At 71.7% G+C, this 17,066-nt stretch carries 14 protein-coding genes and 1 pseudogene; 5 read left to right on the plus strand and 10 right to left on the minus strand.

Features of this window, described 5'->3' with window-relative positions; translation table 11 throughout:
• Positions 1-12: 12 nt before the first annotated feature.
• From OHA11_RS06730 to OHA11_RS06750, 5 genes and pseudogenes are all read right to left on the minus strand, one after another.
• A complete protein-coding gene (locus tag OHA11_RS06730; RefSeq protein ID WP_266492966.1) occupies positions 13-2,706 on the minus strand; it encodes a bifunctional GNAT family N-acetyltransferase/acetate--CoA ligase family protein in 2,694 nt (897 codons plus the stop codon).
• Between the two features lie 114 nt (positions 2,707-2,820).
• Positions 2,821-3,189 carry an STAS domain-containing protein gene (locus OHA11_RS06735; protein WP_266492968.1) on the minus strand — a complete coding sequence of 123 codons (369 nt, stop codon included), beginning with the start codon at positions 3,187-3,189 and terminating at the stop codon, positions 2,821-2,823.
• 423 nt (positions 3,190-3,612) lie between these two features.
• Positions 3,613-3,852, minus strand: a pseudogene (locus OHA11_RS06740) (carbamate kinase); the annotation flags it as partial.
• Between the two features lie 356 nt (positions 3,853-4,208).
• Positions 4,209-5,117: a universal stress protein gene (locus OHA11_RS06745; protein WP_266492970.1), complete on the minus strand. Its 909-nt coding sequence runs from the start codon at positions 5,115-5,117 to the stop codon at positions 4,209-4,211.
• A 231-nt stretch (positions 5,118-5,348) separates the two neighbouring features.
• A complete protein-coding gene (locus OHA11_RS06750) occupies positions 5,349-5,588 on the minus strand; it encodes a hypothetical protein (RefSeq protein WP_323186531.1) in 240 nt (79 codons plus the stop codon).
• A 153-nt stretch (positions 5,589-5,741) separates the two neighbouring features.
• Between OHA11_RS06750 and OHA11_RS06755 the strand changes: the two genes are divergently transcribed.
• From OHA11_RS06755 to OHA11_RS06770, 4 genes are all read left to right on the plus strand, one after another.
• Positions 5,742-6,206, plus strand: a complete 465-nt coding sequence (locus OHA11_RS06755; RefSeq protein WP_266492972.1) for a Crp/Fnr family transcriptional regulator — start codon at positions 5,742-5,744, stop codon at positions 6,204-6,206.
• Between the two features lie 41 nt (positions 6,207-6,247).
• A complete protein-coding gene (locus OHA11_RS06760) occupies positions 6,248-6,958 on the plus strand; it encodes a CBS domain-containing protein (protein ID WP_266507010.1) in 711 nt (236 codons plus the stop codon).
• A gap of 547 nt (positions 6,959-7,505) precedes the next feature.
• The gene (locus OHA11_RS06765) at positions 7,506-8,513 is read left to right on the plus strand and encodes a universal stress protein (protein ID WP_323186532.1); all 1,008 of its coding nucleotides are present in this window, start codon (positions 7,506-7,508) and stop codon (positions 8,511-8,513) included.
• A 256-nt stretch (positions 8,514-8,769) separates the two neighbouring features.
• Positions 8,770-9,027, plus strand: coding sequence for a hypothetical protein (locus tag OHA11_RS06770; RefSeq protein ID WP_266492975.1), 258 nt, complete (start codon positions 8,770-8,772; stop codon positions 9,025-9,027).
• Between the two features lie 31 nt (positions 9,028-9,058).
• On the opposite strand, the gene OHA11_RS06775 is transcribed toward OHA11_RS06770, so the two are convergent.
• The gene (locus OHA11_RS06775; protein ID WP_266492978.1) at positions 9,059-10,051 is read right to left on the minus strand and encodes a nitroreductase family protein; all 993 of its coding nucleotides are present in this window, start codon (positions 10,049-10,051) and stop codon (positions 9,059-9,061) included.
• 1,328 nt (positions 10,052-11,379) lie between these two features.
• A complete protein-coding gene (locus OHA11_RS06780; RefSeq protein ID WP_266492979.1) occupies positions 11,380-11,820 on the minus strand; it encodes a pyridoxamine 5'-phosphate oxidase family protein in 441 nt (146 codons plus the stop codon).
• A gap of 890 nt (positions 11,821-12,710) precedes the next feature.
• Between OHA11_RS06780 and OHA11_RS06790 the strand changes: the two genes are divergently transcribed.
• Positions 12,711-14,285: an oleate hydratase gene (locus OHA11_RS06790; RefSeq protein ID WP_266492981.1), complete on the plus strand. Its 1,575-nt coding sequence runs from the start codon at positions 12,711-12,713 to the stop codon at positions 14,283-14,285.
• Positions 14,286-14,413: 128 nt separating this feature from the next.
• Here OHA11_RS06790 and OHA11_RS06795 read toward each other — a convergent pair whose 3' ends face one another.
• Genes OHA11_RS06795 through OHA11_RS06805 form a run of 3 tightly spaced genes read right to left on the minus strand, consistent with a single transcriptional unit; the run spans position 14,414 to position 17,059 of the window.
• Positions 14,414-15,571, minus strand: coding sequence for a PAS domain S-box protein (locus OHA11_RS06795; RefSeq protein WP_266492982.1), 1,158 nt, complete (start codon positions 15,569-15,571; stop codon positions 14,414-14,416).
• Between the two features lie 38 nt (positions 15,572-15,609).
• Positions 15,610-16,641, minus strand: coding sequence for a SpoIIE family protein phosphatase (locus OHA11_RS06800; protein ID WP_266492983.1), 1,032 nt, complete (start codon positions 16,639-16,641; stop codon positions 15,610-15,612).
• A gap of 4 nt (positions 16,642-16,645) precedes the next feature.
• Positions 16,646-17,059: an ATP-binding protein gene (locus tag OHA11_RS06805; protein WP_266492985.1), complete on the minus strand. Its 414-nt coding sequence runs from the start codon at positions 17,057-17,059 to the stop codon at positions 16,646-16,648.
• Between the last annotated feature and the right edge of the window lie 7 nt (positions 17,060-17,066).

A 17,066-nucleotide genomic window follows, 5' to 3' on the forward strand; every position in this document is an offset into this window, starting at 1 on the left:
GGAGCCTGCTGCTCAGCGCAACCGGCGCAGATACGGGTCGTGCGGGCTGCGCGGCAGCAGACGGATCCGTACATCGAGTGCGGTGGCCCCATCCGGGCGGGCCACAACCGGGTTCAGGTCGGCCTCGGCGAGCTGCGGCAGATCGCAGGCGAGGCGCGACAGACGGAGCAACAGCTGCTCCAGGCCGGCCACATCGACGGCGCCGCTGCCACGGTGGCCGAACAGCAGCGGGGCACAGCGCGGCGCGGTGATCAGGTCTTTTACATCGCGGTCGGTGAGCGGGGCCAGCCGGGCCGCGTGGTCGGCGAGCACCTCGGTCGCCGTGCCGCCGAGACCGAACAGCACCAGCGGCCCGAACACCTCGTCCTGCACCACACCGGCGACCAGTTCGGTGCCCCGGCCGGCCATCGGCTGCACGAGCACCCCGGTCATCACCTCGCCGAAGCGGGAGACGAGATCGCGGTGCGCGGCCCGCACCTGCTCCTCCCCTTCGAGGTCGAGGAGCACGGCGCCCTGGTCGGTCTTGTGCACCAGGCCCGGCCAGTACGCCTTGAGCACGACCCGCCCCCGAGGCCCCGCGAGGCGGGCGGCGGCGTCCACGGCGGCCTGCTCGTCCTCGGCCCAGGCCCAGGGCAGCTGCGGGATGTGGTAGCGGTCGAGCAGTTCGGCGCAGCCGCGCGGGTCGAGCCAGCCGCCGTCGGGGTTCGCCATGAGGAAGGCGTCCACCTGGGCGCGGGCGCCCACGGTGTCAAGGTCGGACAGTTCCGGGACGGTGCCGGGCGGCCGGGCGAGCCAGCGGCTCCGGGCGGCGGCGTGGGCCAGGGCCCGGGCTGCGGCCTGCGGATCGGCGTACGCGGGCAGGGCGCCGTCCCTGGTGTGCAGCAGCCGTACGGACTCGGCCTGGTCGAGCAGGACCACGGCGACCGGGCGCGTCCAGTGGGCGGGAACCGGCCCGGTGAGCGCGCGAACCGGATCGTCCCCGGTCGCCGCCATCAGTGCGGTCGGCACGAGCGCCACCAGAACAGCGTCGACGGCGCCGTGCGCGGCCAGCCGGTCCACGCAGGCGCGCAGCGCCTTGCCGTTCACGGCGGCGGTGGCGTCGATCGGATTGGTGACGCTCGCTCCCGCCGGCAGCAGGTCGTGGAGTTCGCCGACGAGGTCGGCGGGCAGTTCGGGCACGGTCAGCCCGGCATCGGTGCACGCGTCCGCGGCCAGTACGCCCGCCCCGCCCGCGTTCGAGACCACGGCCACCCGCGAGCCGGTCGGCAGCGGCTGGGAGTGCAACAGGGCGGCGGTTTCGAGGAGTTCGCCGATACTCCGGGTGGCGATGACGCCGGCCTGTGTGAACAGCGCCTGCCGGGTCACGGTCGGGGTCGCGGCCGCGGCGGTGTGCGAGGCCGCGGCCCGCCGTCCGGCGTCGGAACGGCCCGCGTCCACCGTCAGCACCGGCATGCGCCGGGCGACCCGGCGGGCGGTACGGGAGAAGGCGCGCGGGCTGCCGAAGGACTCCAGGTGCAGCAGGGCCAGATCGGTCGTTCCGTCGCTCTCCCACCACTGGAGCAGGTCGTTGCCGCTGACGTCGTACTTGTCGCCCAGCGAAACGAAGCTGGACACCCCGATGCCGAGCCGGGTCAGGCCGCCGAGGAGCGCGATGCCGACGCCGCCGGACTGGACGGCGACCCCGGCGGTGCCGGGCAGCGGCCGGTGCGCGGCGAAGGTCGCGTCGAGGCGTACCGCTTCCTCTGTGGCGGCGATGCCCAGGCAGTTCGGGCCAACCAGCCGCATCCCGTAGCGGCGTGCGGCCGCCAGCAGCGCCGCGGCCTGATCGGCGTCGAGCCCGGCGGTCAGTACTACCAGGGCCCGTACCCCGGTCTTGCCGCACTCCTCGGCCACCTGGGGCACCGCGTGTGCCGGCACCGCGAGCACCGCCAGTTCGGGCGGCTGGGGCAGGGAGGCAACCGCGGGGTAGCAGGGGGTGCGCTCGACGGTGTCCGCGTGCGGGTTGACCGCCATCAGGCGGCCGGTGAACTCCGCGCGCCGGATGTTCCTGAGCACGGCCCGCCCCACCGAGCCCGGCTTGGTGCCCGCCCCGACCACGGCGATGGAGCGGGGGCGCAGCAGCGGCCGCAGGCTCGCGGTGTCGGCGACGCGGCCCCGCTCGTCGACGGCCGCCAGGTAGCGCTCGCCCTGGTCCAGCCGGACGAGACTGTAGATCTCATCGTGGTCCCGGCGGCGCTCGGTGTGCAGGCCGAGGTCGGTGAAGACCCTCATCATCTCGTGGTTGTCGGCGAGTGTCGCGGCGGTGAACGCGGTGAGGCCCGCCGTGCGTGCGGTGGTCACGAGGTGTTCGAGGAGCAGGGTGCCCACGCCGCGGTGGTGGAGACCGTCGGCCACCGCCACGCCGATCTCGGCCGCGGCCGGGTCGGCGCTGGTCCGGTACTCCGCGACTCCCACCACTCGGTCTTCGAGCAGCGCGACGAGCCCGTGATATCCGGGCTCCGGACCGGCGCAGAGCCGATCGGCGGCCTGTCGGCCGGCGAGACGGCTCGCCCCGAAGAACCGCAGCCGCTGGTTCTCCGCCGACATGCTGTCGTACAGCCGCAGCACCTGAAGGTGGTCGTCCGGCCGCGCGGACCGGATCTCCACCGTGCTCCCGTCGGCCAGAAGCGCGTGGGTCTCCCGCGTGGGGCGTGCGGTTTGCGTCATGACGCCTTCCTCTCCCTGAGGTCCGCTTCCACGGTCCAGCGCCGCGGGGCCGAGCCACAGGGCCTGTCCGGTGCCCGGAGCGGGGCCGTTCGGCCCCAATTCGGGGCGTTCCGGTCAGCGAGTGCCGACGGGAGACGTGACGTCGGGGAGAGCGGGGAGCACGTCGAACACGTCGGTCAGCCGGACGGCGCGCAGCATGCGCAGAACGCGCGGACTGCTCACCACGAGCCGGACCCGGCCGCCGCACCGCACGGCACGGTTACGGGCCCTGCACAGGGCGGACAGTCCGATGCAGTCGATGAAGATCACGCGGCGGAGATCCACCACCAGCTCGGGGTAAGGGACGCAGGTCAGCACGTCGAGGCGGGACGAGACGACCGGCGCGGTCAGGACGTCGATCTCGCCGAGCAGCTCCACGACCGTGGTCCGGCCGACCAGGCGTTCACGCAGGCAGCTCGGTGGGTGGATCGGGGTCTCGTTCATGGCTACAGCCAACCGGGACGGCCGTGGCGTGCAGTAGGGCCACTCGGCCCCATGCCCGGACGCCGAGCGGCCCACGTTTGTTCCAACTCGGGCGTCAGGCACAGTCGTACAGCGGGGATGAGGTTCTTGTGGTTCCTGTGGTGGACAGTATCGTCCAGTTCGGTCACGGCCCGACGAAGACCGCCACATGACATGAGGGTTCGCATTCCGAGCAGGCCGGACCGGTCGGCCCTCATCCTGTGCCGGCTGTCACCGTTGTGGTCATCGCCGGATGTCCTCTCCCTGTCCGCGTGCGTGCGTCTCGCACTGCAGATACTTGTCTTCCGCCGTGCTTGCGGGCAGTGCCGGACAGGGCCTGCGAACGGTGCCGTCCGTCCCCGGGCCATGGGGTCGTTCGGCCTACCGGCCCCGGCCTGACGGACTTCAGCCGAGGGACAGGTCGGGGCGGACGAGCGTCCCCGACCGCCCGTGGACGATCTCGTGCGCCGCGTCGAGGGCACCGATCGCGGCCAGGCCGCCGGTGCGTTCGACGAACCGGGCGGCGGCCTCGGTCTTGGGTCCCATCGAGCCGTCGGGGAAGCGGCCACGGCGCAGGGTGTCCGGGGTGGCGTCCATGACGGGATGCTGGTTGGGGGTGCCGTAGCCGGTGTAGACGGTCGGCACGTGACGAGCTCGTGTTCGAGGGCGAGGGCGGCAATGGCGGTGGCCACGCGGTCGATGTTCGCCTGTTGCACGGCCGCGTCGGGGTGATCGCCCCGACGCAGTAGAGCGTTGCCGCCGAGGGCGATGACGATGCCCACGGTTCAGTCCTCCAGGGGGGCGACCAGTACGGCCTTGATGGTGTGCAACCGGTTCTCCGCCTGATCGAAGACGGTGTAGGTGGGCGGGGGAATGACCTCGTTGGTGACCACCGGGCCGTCGAGGCCGTAGGTGTCGACCGGTTCCCGGTCCAGACGGGTGCGGTGGTCGTGAGCGCCGACAGGTGGCGGGAGGCCGACGGAGGCGCCTTGGGAGTCGGTTCAGGCGTGCGGCACCACGGCGACGGGGCAGCCGACATGGTGCAGCGCCGCGTGTGTCACGGGGCCAATGTGCGTGCCAAGGTGACCGTCCCGTGTGCGGCGCCCCACGACGACGAGGGAAGCTCCGGACGACGCGCGCACCAGTGCGGTGGCCGCTCTCCCTTCGGAGACGGTCTCGGTCACGGAGATCCCGGGAAACTTCTCGCACCACGGACGTAGCGTCGCGATGACGGCGCGTTCCTGTGCCGCGAGCAGCTCCGGCCCGGACCCTGTGACCGCATGAAGGCCGGCGCCGTCGGCCGACGAAACTCTGAAGGCGTGGATCACCTGGAGTGCGGCGCCGTAGCGGCGTGCGGCCTCGAAGGCGAACTCGATCAGCTCGTCGCAGGGGCGTCGGGTGTCCAGCCCGAGGACGACATCGCGGTACGGGGTCTCGGGGATCTCCTCCGGCGAGACACCGTCAGGTGCCGGAAGGTGTTCGTCGGCGGCGGTCTCGCCCGCGCGGACGAGCACGACGGGGCGCGGCGACCTGGCGACGACCCGCTGGGATACCGAGCCGACCAGGAACCCCGTGACACCGCTGAGCCCGCGGGAGCCGAGCACCGTCAGCTCCGACTCCTCGGCGGCCGTGAGCAGGGCGTCGACAGCGGAGCCGGACACCAGCCGGTCGACGATCCGCAGCCCGGGGTGCGCGGCACGGACGCTGCCGACCGCTCGGTCCATGGCCTGCTGGGCCCAATCGCCCTCGCTCGTGCCTGCCGGTACGGAGGCGGCCGGGCGGGGGTGCCACTGCCACGCGTGCACCAGCCTCAACGAGGCTCCGCGACGCAGGGCTTCCCGGGCCGCCCAGTGCGCGGCCGCAATACTCTCGGTGGAACCGTCAACTCCCGCGGTGACCTGCTGAAGCATGCTGTCTGCCTCCTCCGTCCGAGCCTGTTTTGCTCGTCCGGTTCGAGCGTTGTGCAGCAACAGCCTTGTGCGCAGGGGCCGTACAGGCCCTTCATGGACCCGTTCGGCCCAACTCCGGCCCCGCTGAGGGCTCGCGCGTGCCGGCAACCACTTCGCCAAGGAGGCTCGGAGGTCCGGCACGACGCCACCATGGATTCCGGGCGCGACAGCTACGCTCCGCACTTCTGCGGCTCAGTGCCGGACCAGGGTCCGAACGGGTCGACGGGACGCCTCGGTCATCCGCGTGGCCGCGGGCCGGCGACGGATGTGGCGCCGCTGTACCCGTAGCGCCAGCGCGTCGAGCGCGGCGCTGAGCACGAAGGTGACCGTCATAGAGATCATCAGGAGGACGGCGAACAGCCTCCAGAACTCCGGGGTCAGTGACGTACCCACGATGAACACCCCCTTCAGCGGGTTGTCTCCCGACTTCATCGAACCGCAGGGCCCGGTCCGGCGCAGGGGGCCCAAGGGCTCTCACGAGGTACCGGGCGGCGCGGCCATGGGGCCGGGTGGCCCATGGCCCAGGAAGAGGCACCGGACCACGCTGGACATGGCAGGTTCGTACGCCCTGATCGGAGGCACCTCATGAACGCTCCCGCCACGGCCAGCATGCTGCGGGCACTGCCCGCCGAGCACCGGCAGCGGCTGATGCGCTTCGCCCGGGAGGTGTCCTTCCCTCAGGGCACCCGCCTCTTCGAGGAGGGGGGCCGCGCCGACCGGTTCTGGATCATCCGTACCGGCACCGTGGCCCTCGACATGCACGTGCCCGGCCGCCAAGCGGCCGTCATCGAGACCCTCGGCCACAACGAACTCATCGGCTGGTCCTGGCTGTTCGCCCCGCACACCTGGCACCTGGGTGCCGAGGCGACCAGCCCGGTGCGCGCCTACGAGTTCGACGCCACCACGATCCGGGCGATGTGCAAGGACGACCCCGCGCTCGGCTCGAGCGTCGCCCAGTGGGTTGGTGACGTCCTCGCCCACCGCCTGCGCTCGGCCCGCACCCGGCTGTTGGACCTGTACGCCCCGTACGGCAGCGGCGGCCTCCTGTGACCGCGCCGACCACCCGAAAGCGGCATGGACATGGAGGCATGATGCACGGCAGCCCGCACATCGTGAGCGACGTAATGAGTGAGACCGTCGCTGCCATCGGCCGTGAGGCCTCCTTCAAAGAGATCGTGCGGATGATGCAGGAGTGGAAGGTCAGCGCCCTGCCTGTCCTGGAGGGCGAGGGCCGCGTCGTCGGGGTCGTCTCCGAGGCCGACCTGCTGCCCAAGGAGGAGTTCCGCGACAGCGACCCCGACCGGCACACCCAACTGCGGCGCCTGTCCGACCTGGCAAAGGCCGGCGCGGTGAGGGCCGGGGAGCTGATGACCTCTCCGGCCCTCACCGTCCACACAAACGCGACGCTCGCACAGGCGGCGCGGACCATGGCACGCGCCAGGGTCAAACGACTGCCCGTCGTGGACGAGTTGGGCATGCTGCAGGGCATAGTCAGCCGCGCCGACCTGCTCAAGGTGTTCCTGCGCGAGGACGAGGAGATCGCGGAGGAGGTACGCCGGGAGGTGGTGTCGTACCTCTTCCCCGTGCCGACATCAGCCGTTCGCCTGGCGGTGCGGGACGGAGTCGTGAGGCTCAGCGGCCGCATCCGGGACACGTCCCTGGTCCCCGTGGCCGCGCGTCTGGTCCGGGCCGTCGAGGGCGTCGTGGACGTGGAGTTCGACCTCGCCGAGCACGGCGGTTCCTCCGAGTCGGCCACTGCCCCGTCAGGTCACAACGAGAGCGAGAACGCGTCGCCGTCGTGACCCACCGCGAGTGAACGAGCCTCAGGAGACCGCCTCCAGAGACAAAGAGACAACCAGAGCCACGGCGGGAAAACAGCCGAACCCCAGCCGGCACGCGTGACGCGCACCTGCGGCCCGCCCGCTCACACCCAGATGGTGCTCCGCCTCGGATACGGGCCGGAAGGACCGTCTTCCCCACGCAGGACAGCGGAACAGGCACTGGCCCAGAAACCACTGTCAGCCGCCCGCTGAGCGCGTCGGCACACACCGCACCCCAGTCGGCGCAACCGGCAGTCCCGCCCGCGCCCACCGCGACCACAGTCGAACGGCCTCGGTGACTCGGCGCGCTCTGCGTGCCGACTGCGGCCCGCCTCACCAAGGCAGTTCGCCACGGAAGCGATACTTCGAGTGGCCCTGCACCGGGACCCGCAGAGAGCACGCCGAGTCGGGAGGCCGAGGATGCGCCGAGACTCGTCCCGCCCCTGGCAGCAGCCGGCCGCCTGCGGTCGGAGCGGACCTCGATCGACCGGCTGTCCGGGTCCAGGCCGAACCGCCAGGGCTGCGTGTTGTGGATCGACGGCGCGGCCACCGCCGCGGACATCAGGGCCTGAACGGCCGTAGCGCCGATTCCCCGAATCTGCATGACGGCTCCTCCGCACGGTTCACCCCCGTACAGGTCCTCGCCCTGCCCCGTACCGTGACCGTCGGGCTGGACGGCTCGCCCGAAAGCCTGGCCGCAGCGGAGCGGGCTGCGCGCGAAGCGGAACTGCGGGGCCTCGCCCTGCGCTTGGTGCACACCTGGGACTGGCAGCCGTACGCCCAGCCGGTGCCCGACGACGCGGCGCACCGGCACGGGGGCGTCCGCGTCCTGCGCGAGGCGACCGAGCGGCTGCACGACCGGCACCCGGATTTGGAGATCACGTCGGAGCAGGTCCCGCAGCCGCCCGTGACCGCGCTCCTGGCGGCGGCGGACGACGTCGACCCGCTGGTCATCGGCTCCCGGGGCCTGAGCAGCGTCACCGGCTTCCTGGTCGGCTCGGTGGGGCTCGGCCTCGTTGCGCAGACCGAGCGGCCTGCCGTCTTCGTACGCTCCGGGGCGCGCGCCGAGGACGAGCACCAGCCGGACGCGGACGGCCGTCCCTCGGCCGCCATGCCCTTCCGGGACGTCGTGCTAGGGCCCTATCACAAGCACCCTGACAACGCGGACATCGCGTTCGGGGCCTCGGCCCGTCAGGCGGCGAGGCTGCGCGTGGTGCACGGCGCGAGCCTGCCGCCCTACTTCGCCTACGGGCTCGCCGCGGATCCGGCGCTGGGCGGCGAACTGGTCCGCCAGGAGGAGAGCGCCGTCGAGGCGGTCCTGGCTCCGTGGCGCGAGAAGTTCCCCGGCGTGGAGGTCGTCGAACAGGCCGCAGGCAGGAACGCCGGCGGGCACCTGGTGGACGCCGCGGCCGACACATCGCTGGTCGTTGTCGGCCGACGCATCCGCCGCACCCCGCTCGGCCCCCGCATCAGGCCCGTCACCCACGCCGTGCTGCATCTCGCCACGGCGCCGGTCGCGGTCGTCCCGCACCACTGACCGAGGAACCAGGTGATCGGACGAGGCGGCACCGCGCCCGGGGCCCGCGCAGGCTCCGGGCGTTTCGCGTCCCCGGTCCACTCCGGTCCGGCAGCGCAGCCCGTCCCCACCTGCGCGCCCTGACCCGATCAAGTGGCGAAAGGGACGGTCGGCCCGCGCGGTGACCCGAGTGGGCCCTGTACCGGAAGACTGGCCGGGGACAGGCTGACACCGACCGCCCGTACCGGGTGGAGCCGCTCCTCGTAGGGCCGATGCCATGGTTGCCGTAGCCGCTTTGCTCTGTCTGCTGATTCTCGCCGACGCGTTGTACGACACGGCCCGCCTGCTGACACCGGCCGAGAACAGGCGGCCGCCGCGGCGTCGGCTCCGGGACCGCCGCACCGCGCTCGAGGCCGCCGAGCGGCGGCTTGTGGAACAGCGGTTGCACGGCCGGATCGACCCGGCCACGTACCAGGCGAGGATGTGCTTCCTGGCCGACGGGCGGCGCGCACCCCGAGCCAGGCGTCACGACTGACGCCGGGACACCTGGCCTCCGCATGCCCTGGTTATCCCACCTCGAGGACGTCCCTAACGGGGCGGCGGGGCGTGGCGGGGCCCCGTGGGCCGTATCCGAGGCGCAGCACCATCTGCACGTGGCCCTTGCCCGCCACCGGGTCTCGGACCAGCGGGCGCAGGTCGGAGGTCTCCAGCGGATGCGAGGTCAGTGAGGTGGCCAAGTCGGCCAGGGTGGCTGCCAGCAGGACACGCTCCAGCGCCTGGCCGGCGCACAGCCAGTCAGCGGGTGTGTCGCCGGGGGTGCTGAGCAGCGCCAGGTGGGGGGTGTGCTCGAAGGTGGTGGCGCCGCGGTCGGCCACCGGCCGGCGCCCGGCGAAATCCCGTTGCGGAGCCTTGCCGTCGCGGCGGCGCGGCCCGAAGGCGTACTCGGGGACGCCGTCCACAGCGGTGTCCGCCTCCGCGCCGAGCCGGGTCCAGCGGTCGAGATCCGCCCTGCGGTCAGGATCCAAGGCGTCCCGGCTCTCTGCGTCATACACCAGATCGAGCACGGTCTCGGCATGCCAGGGACCTGCGAAGAGCAGCCCGGCTCCCTCCCGTGTCGCGGCCTCCCTCAGGTTGGCCTGCATCTCCTCGGATATGTCCTTGTCTGCGAAGGGATGGCGGCTGGTATGCCGCTGCCGGATCGCCGGGTGCAGCCGCGCCAGGTCGTCGTCGCGCGACCGCCCGGCCGGGTCGGCCAGTTGGACGGCGGCGAACAGCAGCGGGTCGCCCGGCTCGGGCAGTAGCCGGGCCTCCGGGATCAGGCCCGCGTGCGCGGCGGCGACGCGCAGGTTGAACAGCGCGGCCCCGCAGCCGATGTGCAGCGCCCGGTTGCCGGGATCGGACCGGGGCATGGCCCGCTCGGGATCGCCGCGCACCAGAAGCAGCCGCTCGGCGGCGACGAAGCGGAAACGCCAGGGCTGCGCGTTGTGCATGGACGGGGCCGCCGTGGCGGCGGCGACCAGCGCGGTCACCGTCTTCTGATCGAGCTGTCGCATGGGCATCGCACCCTCCTCACACGCCCGCCACTCACCACCGTAGTGCGATTACCCGGTATCCACGTGACCTGGACAGGTGCACCGTCCGGTACGGCCGTGCCGGCGGTCGCACCCGGCGGGATCCCGGTCGGTTCGGGCCCGGCGAGCCGATTCCAGTGTCCGTCCCAAGACGCCCTGCAGCCTCACGGAGTCCCGCACCGTGCGGATGGCCGACTTTCGTGCCGGAGTCGGGCTCTCTCTGGCGCACGCTTCGCCAGGTGGACGGGATCGTCGGCGCGGGGCGGACGGGCCGTGTTCGTCCGTGGACGCCGGGATGAGTGCTTCGGCACGCCGGCTCGGGCCGAAGGTCTCAAAGATCATGCCCCGCCACCAGAACATCGCTTCGGTTTCCACCGCGAACAGTCGGCTGTGCGCTCCCGGCGTCTTCTCGCCGGACCAAGCACCGTCACCGACCGGAGCGGCACGGGACGCCCCTACCTGCACGCCCCAGAGCGACAGCTGACGGAACGCCATGCGCAAGGGCCTCACTGTCCCGCAAGACGGTCCAATCGCCTCTCTTGCCCCTGCCGCCACGGAGTGATGCTGGAGTCAGGCGCGGACGTCGACTTCCGCAACCTGAGGGGTTCCCCCGTCCCCCACCGGAACGGCGCCCGCGCCAGGGGGACGGCCTCGTGCAGGGCCACGGTCGTACGTGGGTCGTCGACTGCGTGCCCGTGCGGGCCTGTCCCCCGGTAGGTCCTCGGCCCGGTCCGAAGCCTGGGGAAGGGCAGGTGGAGGTTCCGGGCCGGGGGCGGCGGGTCCCGGTCCCTGCGGGCGATGAGCGCGGGGGCCGACCGCCGACGAGCCTGCTCCATCGGCTTCTGCCCGCGCCCTCGCACCTGGCGGCGTGCTGTTGAGCATGCTGCTGGTGCCTAGGTGTTCTGTCCTTGGAGGTTGTGGACTGTGACAGGGTTCACGGCTGATCTATCTTGAAATGGGTGAGGGCCTTCTGATGGATCTCCGCGGCGTCTGGCACGCACTCCCCCCAGAGGGGGGACCCCCAGCCGCGTGGCCGAAACGCCCACGTGGCTCCTCCCCCACTCTCGGCTTCGCTCGAGCGGGGGGACCCCCATGAGCGGGGGACCCCCATCGAGGTCGCTCCGGCGCCTTGCGATCGCACGCACCAGACGCCGCTCCTTCCTCCACGGAGATCCATCAGAAGGGCCCTAGCTGTCCGTGGGGCGCAGCCCGGCCAGGACCCGAGGTCGACGGCCTCCTCGGCCCAGCCCATGCGACCGCTGCGGTCGCCCAGGTAGTCGGCGCAGCAGGGACCGACGAGAGCGGAGACGGCGGACTCACAGCGTGAGGTCCACCCCGTACAGCGTGTGGCCCCCGACGAGCTCGCGCCCGGTCACCAGCTCCGGACGGATGCGAATTGAGACCTCCTCGGGCGAGGGCACCCAGGAGCTCGGGCCGACCCGGGCCAGCCGCTTCTGCTCGCCGGGGTCGGTCACGACCGTGGCCCGGCCGGTGACGACGACGCTCCAGCCGGCGTTCCTCGCTGCGTCGACCTCGTCCGCCTCGAAGGCGACCACCACTCCGTCTACCGCGCGCGCCAGCTCCGAGGCGGCCGAGGTGCGCAGCAGCACCGTGCCGTCGCCGTCGAGACAGAAATTGACGGGCAGCACCGCGGGCAGGGCGTGCCGTGTGTGCACAATGCGACCGACCGGCGCCTTCGCCAGTAGACGGAGGCACTCCTGCGGGTCGAGTTCACGGAATCCGTCGTTGGGGTACATGGGTCAGTCCGTCTTTCGCCGGGTACCGCGGTGTGCGGTTTCAGACCATCCTCAGCCGAAGGACAGCACGGGGTGAGAGGCCATCGGTCCTGGCCGTGCCGGAAACCAGCCCCCAGTCCCACCGGGATCCCGCGCCGGACGGCAAACAACCCGATACGCACCCACAGGTCACAGCGACTGTTCCTTGAGCCCACGTGCGGGTTCAGGGTTGTTGCCCCCAGGTCCGGCCGCAGGGCCGATCGGCCCTTCCCTCGTCTCGCCCTGGTGTCTCAGACCATGTCCGACATCGACACCAGGTCCGCGCCTGACCACACAGAACGCACCACCGGTGAAGCAACCGTCGTGGAGCTGTGCGGCGAGATCGCCATCTTCACCGCGCCGTCCCTCGCGGCCCGGCTGGGAGGCCCTGACCGCCGGCCCGCGCCCCGATCTGGCGCTGGACCTGCGCTCGATGGCCTTCATCGACTGCAGCGGTCTGTGAGTTCTGTGCCGGGTTCGCAACCGAGTCGTGGCCCAGCACGGCCGGTTGCGTCTGGTCACCGGCAGTCACGGCTTCCGGCTCGTCCTTCGTTCCGTGGGCCTGGCAGGTGTCTTCGAGCTGCACCCCGGTATGGACGCGACCCTGGCCCGTACGCCCGGAACCGGCGACGTCCCCGCCGCGTGGGCTGATACCAGGGCCGGTGGGCCAGCGAATCGGTCCACTGCCCGGGCCGCTGTGCCGTCCGTGTCTGTGCGCGTGTACGGCGAGTGGCTGCCTCTGAGTCCGGGCGGACCGTGGTCAAGTCCGGTCGGACCATGAGGCGGTGACCATCGGCCCAGTGACGGCGGTCGCGGCGCAAGGAACCGTGGGTGACGCGGTTCCCGATCGACGGGCGAGGACAAGGAGTTGTGTGATGGCGAAGGCGTATCTGGTGGGCAGCGGCATCGCGGCGCTGTCCGCGGCCACGTTCCTGATCCGCGACGGCGGGTTCAAGGGTTCGGACATCCACCTCTTCGAAGGGCAGCGGAACGTCGGCGGCAGCCTGGACGCGGGCGGTACTGCGGACGCGGGCTACACCATGCGCGGCGGGCGGATGTTCGAGGCCGAGTTCCGCTGCACCTACGACCTCCTGGCCGACATCCCCACCCTCGACGACCCCTCGGTGTCCGTGACGCAGGAAATCCTGGCCGGACACGAGGAGTTCGCCTGGGACGACATCGCACGCCTCGTCGACGGCGACGGGAAGATCGTCGACACCCGCTCGATGGGGTTCTCCGAACACGACCGCCTGGCCCTGGTGCGCTGCCTGGCGGCCCCCGAGGGACACCTGGACGGCAGGCGGATCACGGACTGCTTCGGCGAGCACTTCTTCACCACGAACTTCTGGTTCATGTGGTGCACCACGTTCGCTTTCCAGCCCTGGCACAGCGCGATCGAGTTCCGGCGTTACCTGAGGCGCTTCATCCACCTCTTCCCCGAGTTCTCGTCCATGTCGAGCATCTACCGGACCCGTTACAACCAGTACGACTCCATCGTGCGGCCGCTGACCGCCTGGCTCCGGGAGCGCGGCGTCACCGTCCACACCGGCTGCCACGTCACCGACCTCGGCCTCGCGCCCGGGCACCGGAGCACCACAGTCGAAACCATCCATCTCTCCCGGGGCGGCCGCGACGAGAAGATCGCCGTGTCCCCCGAGGACCTGGTCCTGGTCACCAACGGCTCCATGACCGACGCCTCCAGCCTCGGCTCGCACACCGCCGCGCCGCCGCCGGCTCCCCATCGCTCGGACGCCTGGCTGCTGTGGCATCGGTTGGCGCGGGGACGCGAGGACTTCGGTAACCCGGACGCCTTCGACAAGCACGTCAAGGAGTCCCGCTGGGAGTCGTTCACCGTCACCACCAAGGACCCTGCCTTCCTCGACGCGCTGGAGAAGTTGAGTGGCCGCGAGACCGGCCGGGGCGGGCTGATGACGTTCACCGACTCCAACTGGCTGCTCACCATCGTCGCCAACCGCCAGCCGGTCTACCGCGACCAGCCCGATGGCGTTTCGGTCTGGTGGGGTTACGGCCTCTTCCCCGGCCGCGCGGGCAACCACACGCCCAAACCTATGACGATGTGCTCCGGCCGGGAGATCCTCGAAGAGGTCCTCCACCATCTGCGCCTCGACGAGGAGGTCGCGGCCCGCGTCCTGGCCACCTCCACCGTCGTGCCCTGCCTGATGCCGTACATCACCAGCCAGTTCCTGGCCCGCCGCCGCGACGACCGGCCCAAGGTCGTTCCCGAGGGGTCGGTCAACCTCGCCTTCATCGGCCAGTTCGCCGATGTGCCCGACGATGTCGTCTTCACCGTCGAGTACTCCATACGCACCGCCTGGACAGCCGTGGCCCAACTCCTCAGCCTCGACAAACGACCGCCTGCCGTCTACAAGGGCCACCACGACCCCCACGTCCTGGCCGCCGCCCTGGAAACCATGCACCGCCGGTGACCTCGTGGGGCGATCGATGACCAGCCCGCTGCGCCAGCTCGTCAAGGTCAGGGTTGGCGCGGCGCGCATCGTGTGTGTCGGGCCGTCCGCTGAGGGCCGGGCGGGGTCAGCCGCTGCGGGCCGCGTCCTCAGTGGTGAGGGGGGATGCGCCAGCGCAGTCGGGTGCCGCCCTCGGGGCGGTCGGCCACCTCGAACGTGCCGCCGAGCTTCTCCGCGCGGCGGCGCAGGTTGGTCAGGCCGCTGCTTCGGGTGGGCCGGCCCAGACCGCGGCCGTTGTCGGTGACGTCCAGGAGCAGTTCGTCTCCGGCATGGACGGCGACCCAGGCGGCGGTGGCGTGGGCATGGCGGGCGACGTTGGACAGGGCTTCACGCAGCACGGCGAGCAGGTTCGCGGCGATTTCGTCGGGCAGGGCGGCGTCGACAGGGCCGTCGAACTCGACCGAGGGGGCGAAGCCGAGCCGGTCCTGTGCGGTGGAGGTCTCGTCGAGGACCTGGGTGCGGAGGCTGGCCGCCTTCTGGGTGGGCTGGTTGAGGTTGAAGATGGTGCCGCGCAACTCCCGGATGGTGGCGTCGAGTTCACCGATGACCGTGTGGATGCGCGTCGCGGCGTCGGGGCGAGTGAGGCGGGCGGTGATGCTCTGCAACGCGAGGCCGGCGCCGAAGACCCGCTGGATGACCATGTCGTGCAAGTCGCCGGCGATGCGGTCGCGCTCGGCCATCACCTCGCGGTCGGCGCGGGCGGCGGCCAACTCGGCCTGGGCGAGCAGCTGGTGGGTGATGTCCCGCGCCACCGTCGAGAAGCCGATCAGGGCCCCTTCCGCGTCACGCATCGGCGAGACGGTGACCGCCACGTCGACGTCCGTGCCGTCGGTACGGCGCCAGCGGCTCTGGTAGGAGTCGGCGTGCCCTTCGGAACGGATCTGTTCCACCACTGCCTGGAAGACGTGGAAGGCCGCGTCGGGCATGAGCGTCTCGATGGTCTGGCCGACGATGTGCTGCTCGGTGTGGCCGAACAGCCGCTGGGCACCGGGGTTCCAGGTCTGGACGAGGTGACTGGGATCGACCGAGATCATGGCGTCGTCGGAGGAGGCCACGATGGCCGCGAGCCGGGCCTCGGCGCGCCGGGCAGCCTCCAGCTCGGTGTGCAGGGCTATCAGGCCGCGGTTGGTGTCGTCCAGCTCCTGGCTCAGCTCGTCCACCAGCTGTGCTCGGCGCGCCAGTTCGGTCTGCTGCGCGGCCGCGTCCTCCGTGCCGTCGGCGATCCGGGGGCCATGTACGTCCCCCATGTCTGGCCGCCCTTCGCGTGGTGACGGGAACCGGTTCATCATGCCATGGCGGTGACTTGACGGACCACGAGCACGGTGGCGTCGTCGGTGGCCCGGCCGTACTCGCGGTGGAGCACGGCGGCGATGATCGCCGGGTGGTGGTCCAGCAGGCGCGGGTGGTCCTCCAGGCTCCAGACGGAGCGGATGCCGTCGGAGACCAGGATGAGGGTCGATCCGGGCTCCCACGGGCCGTGTTGAAGGCGGACGGTGGGAAGGGGCAGTTGGGTGCCGAGGGTGCCGGGGCGGTCCAGCAGGTGGACGGAACGGCCTCCGGTGAGGACCCGTCCGGTGATGTTGCCGACCGCAGCGTAGGTGAGTTCGCCCCGCCCGGGGTCGATCAGACACGCGCCCAGGACGCCGCCGCGGGTGGCGCGCATCGCCTCGTGGGTGTGCCGCACGAGGCGGTCGAGGTCGGTGACGGCAGCGCCTTCGAACGTGGTGATCGCGGCCCGGGCCGCTGCGGCGGCGCCTGGACCGTGGCCCAGTCCGTCGACGACCAGGGCGGCTGTCCGCCGACTGGGCGCGACGGCCCAGGCGTCCCCGGACTCACCGTCGCCGCCGAGGGGGACGTTGACCCCACCGAAGCGCCACCCTGCGTGCCCGGCCGGTGCAGGGGCGCCAAGCCTGGCATGGACGACGGTGCCGCGGCGGGTGGCGTACCAGTCGAACTCGGCGGCGTTGCGCCTGACGACGTTCAGTCCCGCCTTCAGACCGCCCCCGCGGGATGAGGGCGGCGCGACGGGCGAGGCAGCCCCGGACGACGGGGCGAGTGCCGCGGCGGTCATTCCCGGGCCGTGGTCGACGGACAGCAGCTCGATCCCGTCGCCGGCCTTCCGGGCCAGCACGTACCCACCCGGGTGCGCGTGTCGGAGCAGATTGGTGGCCAGCTCGGTGGCCACCAGCTCGGCCACGCCCGGGCGCAGCGCGTGCTGTCCGGCGGCCATGCGGGCCACCGCTCGGCGCAGGGCGCCGACGTCCTCCTCTGCTGCGACGGCGTGGCGGCGGTGTTCGCTCTCGCTCAGGGCCGCCACACCCTCACCGCTGCCATTTCACGATCACTACGGTCGTGCCCGCCCCGGCGGCGGAGGTGAGGGTCATGTCGTCCACCAGCCGCCGGGCTCCGGGCAGGCCCAGCCCCATGCTGCCCCGGGTGCTGAAGCCATCGGTCAGCGCCGCCTCGATGTCCTCGATGCCCGGACCGTCGTCAGCGAACGAGGCCCGCACCCCCCGCCGACTCTGCCGATGCACCTGCTCGACGGTGACCCGGCCACGGCGGCCGGTTGCGTAGTTGAGGATGTTGCGGGCCAGCTCGCTGCCGGCCGTGATCAGCTTTGTCGCGTCCACCAGGTTGAGCCCCACCGCCTCGGCCTCGGTGCGCAGCACCTTGCGGACGCGGATCAGGTCGGACTCGTCGACGATGTCGAAAACGGACGGTTCTCTGTCCGTCACAGCACCA

Origin of the sequence: Streptomyces sp. NBC_00878, from assembly GCF_026341515.1 — a bacterium.
GTDB lineage: Bacteria > Actinomycetota > Actinomycetes > Streptomycetales > Streptomycetaceae > Streptomyces.

What these genes read in the sequence shown, in the direction of transcription:
- OHA11_RS06730 (WP_266492966.1), bottom strand. Translation starts at nt 2,706, where the DNA reads ATGACGCAAACCGCACGCCCCACGCGGGAGACCCACGCGCTTCTGGCC.
- OHA11_RS06735 (WP_266492968.1), bottom strand. Translation starts at nt 3,189, where the DNA reads ATGAACGAGACCCCGATCCACCCACCGAGCTGCCTGCGTGAACGCCTG.
- OHA11_RS06745 (WP_266492970.1), bottom strand. Translation starts at nt 5,117, where the DNA reads ATGCTTCAGCAGGTCACCGCGGGAGTTGACGGTTCCACCGAGAGTATT.
- OHA11_RS06750 (WP_323186531.1), bottom strand. Translation starts at nt 5,588, where the DNA reads ATGAAGTCGGGAGACAACCCGCTGAAGGGGGTGTTCATCGTGGGTACG.
- OHA11_RS06755 (WP_266492972.1), top strand. Translation starts at nt 5,742, where the DNA reads ATGAACGCTCCCGCCACGGCCAGCATGCTGCGGGCACTGCCCGCCGAG.
- OHA11_RS06760 (WP_266507010.1), top strand. Translation starts at nt 6,248, where the DNA reads ATGCACGGCAGCCCGCACATCGTGAGCGACGTAATGAGTGAGACCGTC.
- OHA11_RS06770 (WP_266492975.1), top strand. Translation starts at nt 8,770, where the DNA reads ATGGTTGCCGTAGCCGCTTTGCTCTGTCTGCTGATTCTCGCCGACGCG.
- OHA11_RS06775 (WP_266492978.1), bottom strand. Translation starts at nt 10,051, where the DNA reads ATGCCCATGCGACAGCTCGATCAGAAGACGGTGACCGCGCTGGTCGCC.
- OHA11_RS06780 (WP_266492979.1), bottom strand. Translation starts at nt 11,820, where the DNA reads ATGTACCCCAACGACGGATTCCGTGAACTCGACCCGCAGGAGTGCCTC.
- OHA11_RS06795 (WP_266492982.1), bottom strand. Translation starts at nt 15,571, where the DNA reads ATGGGGGACGTACATGGCCCCCGGATCGCCGACGGCACGGAGGACGCG.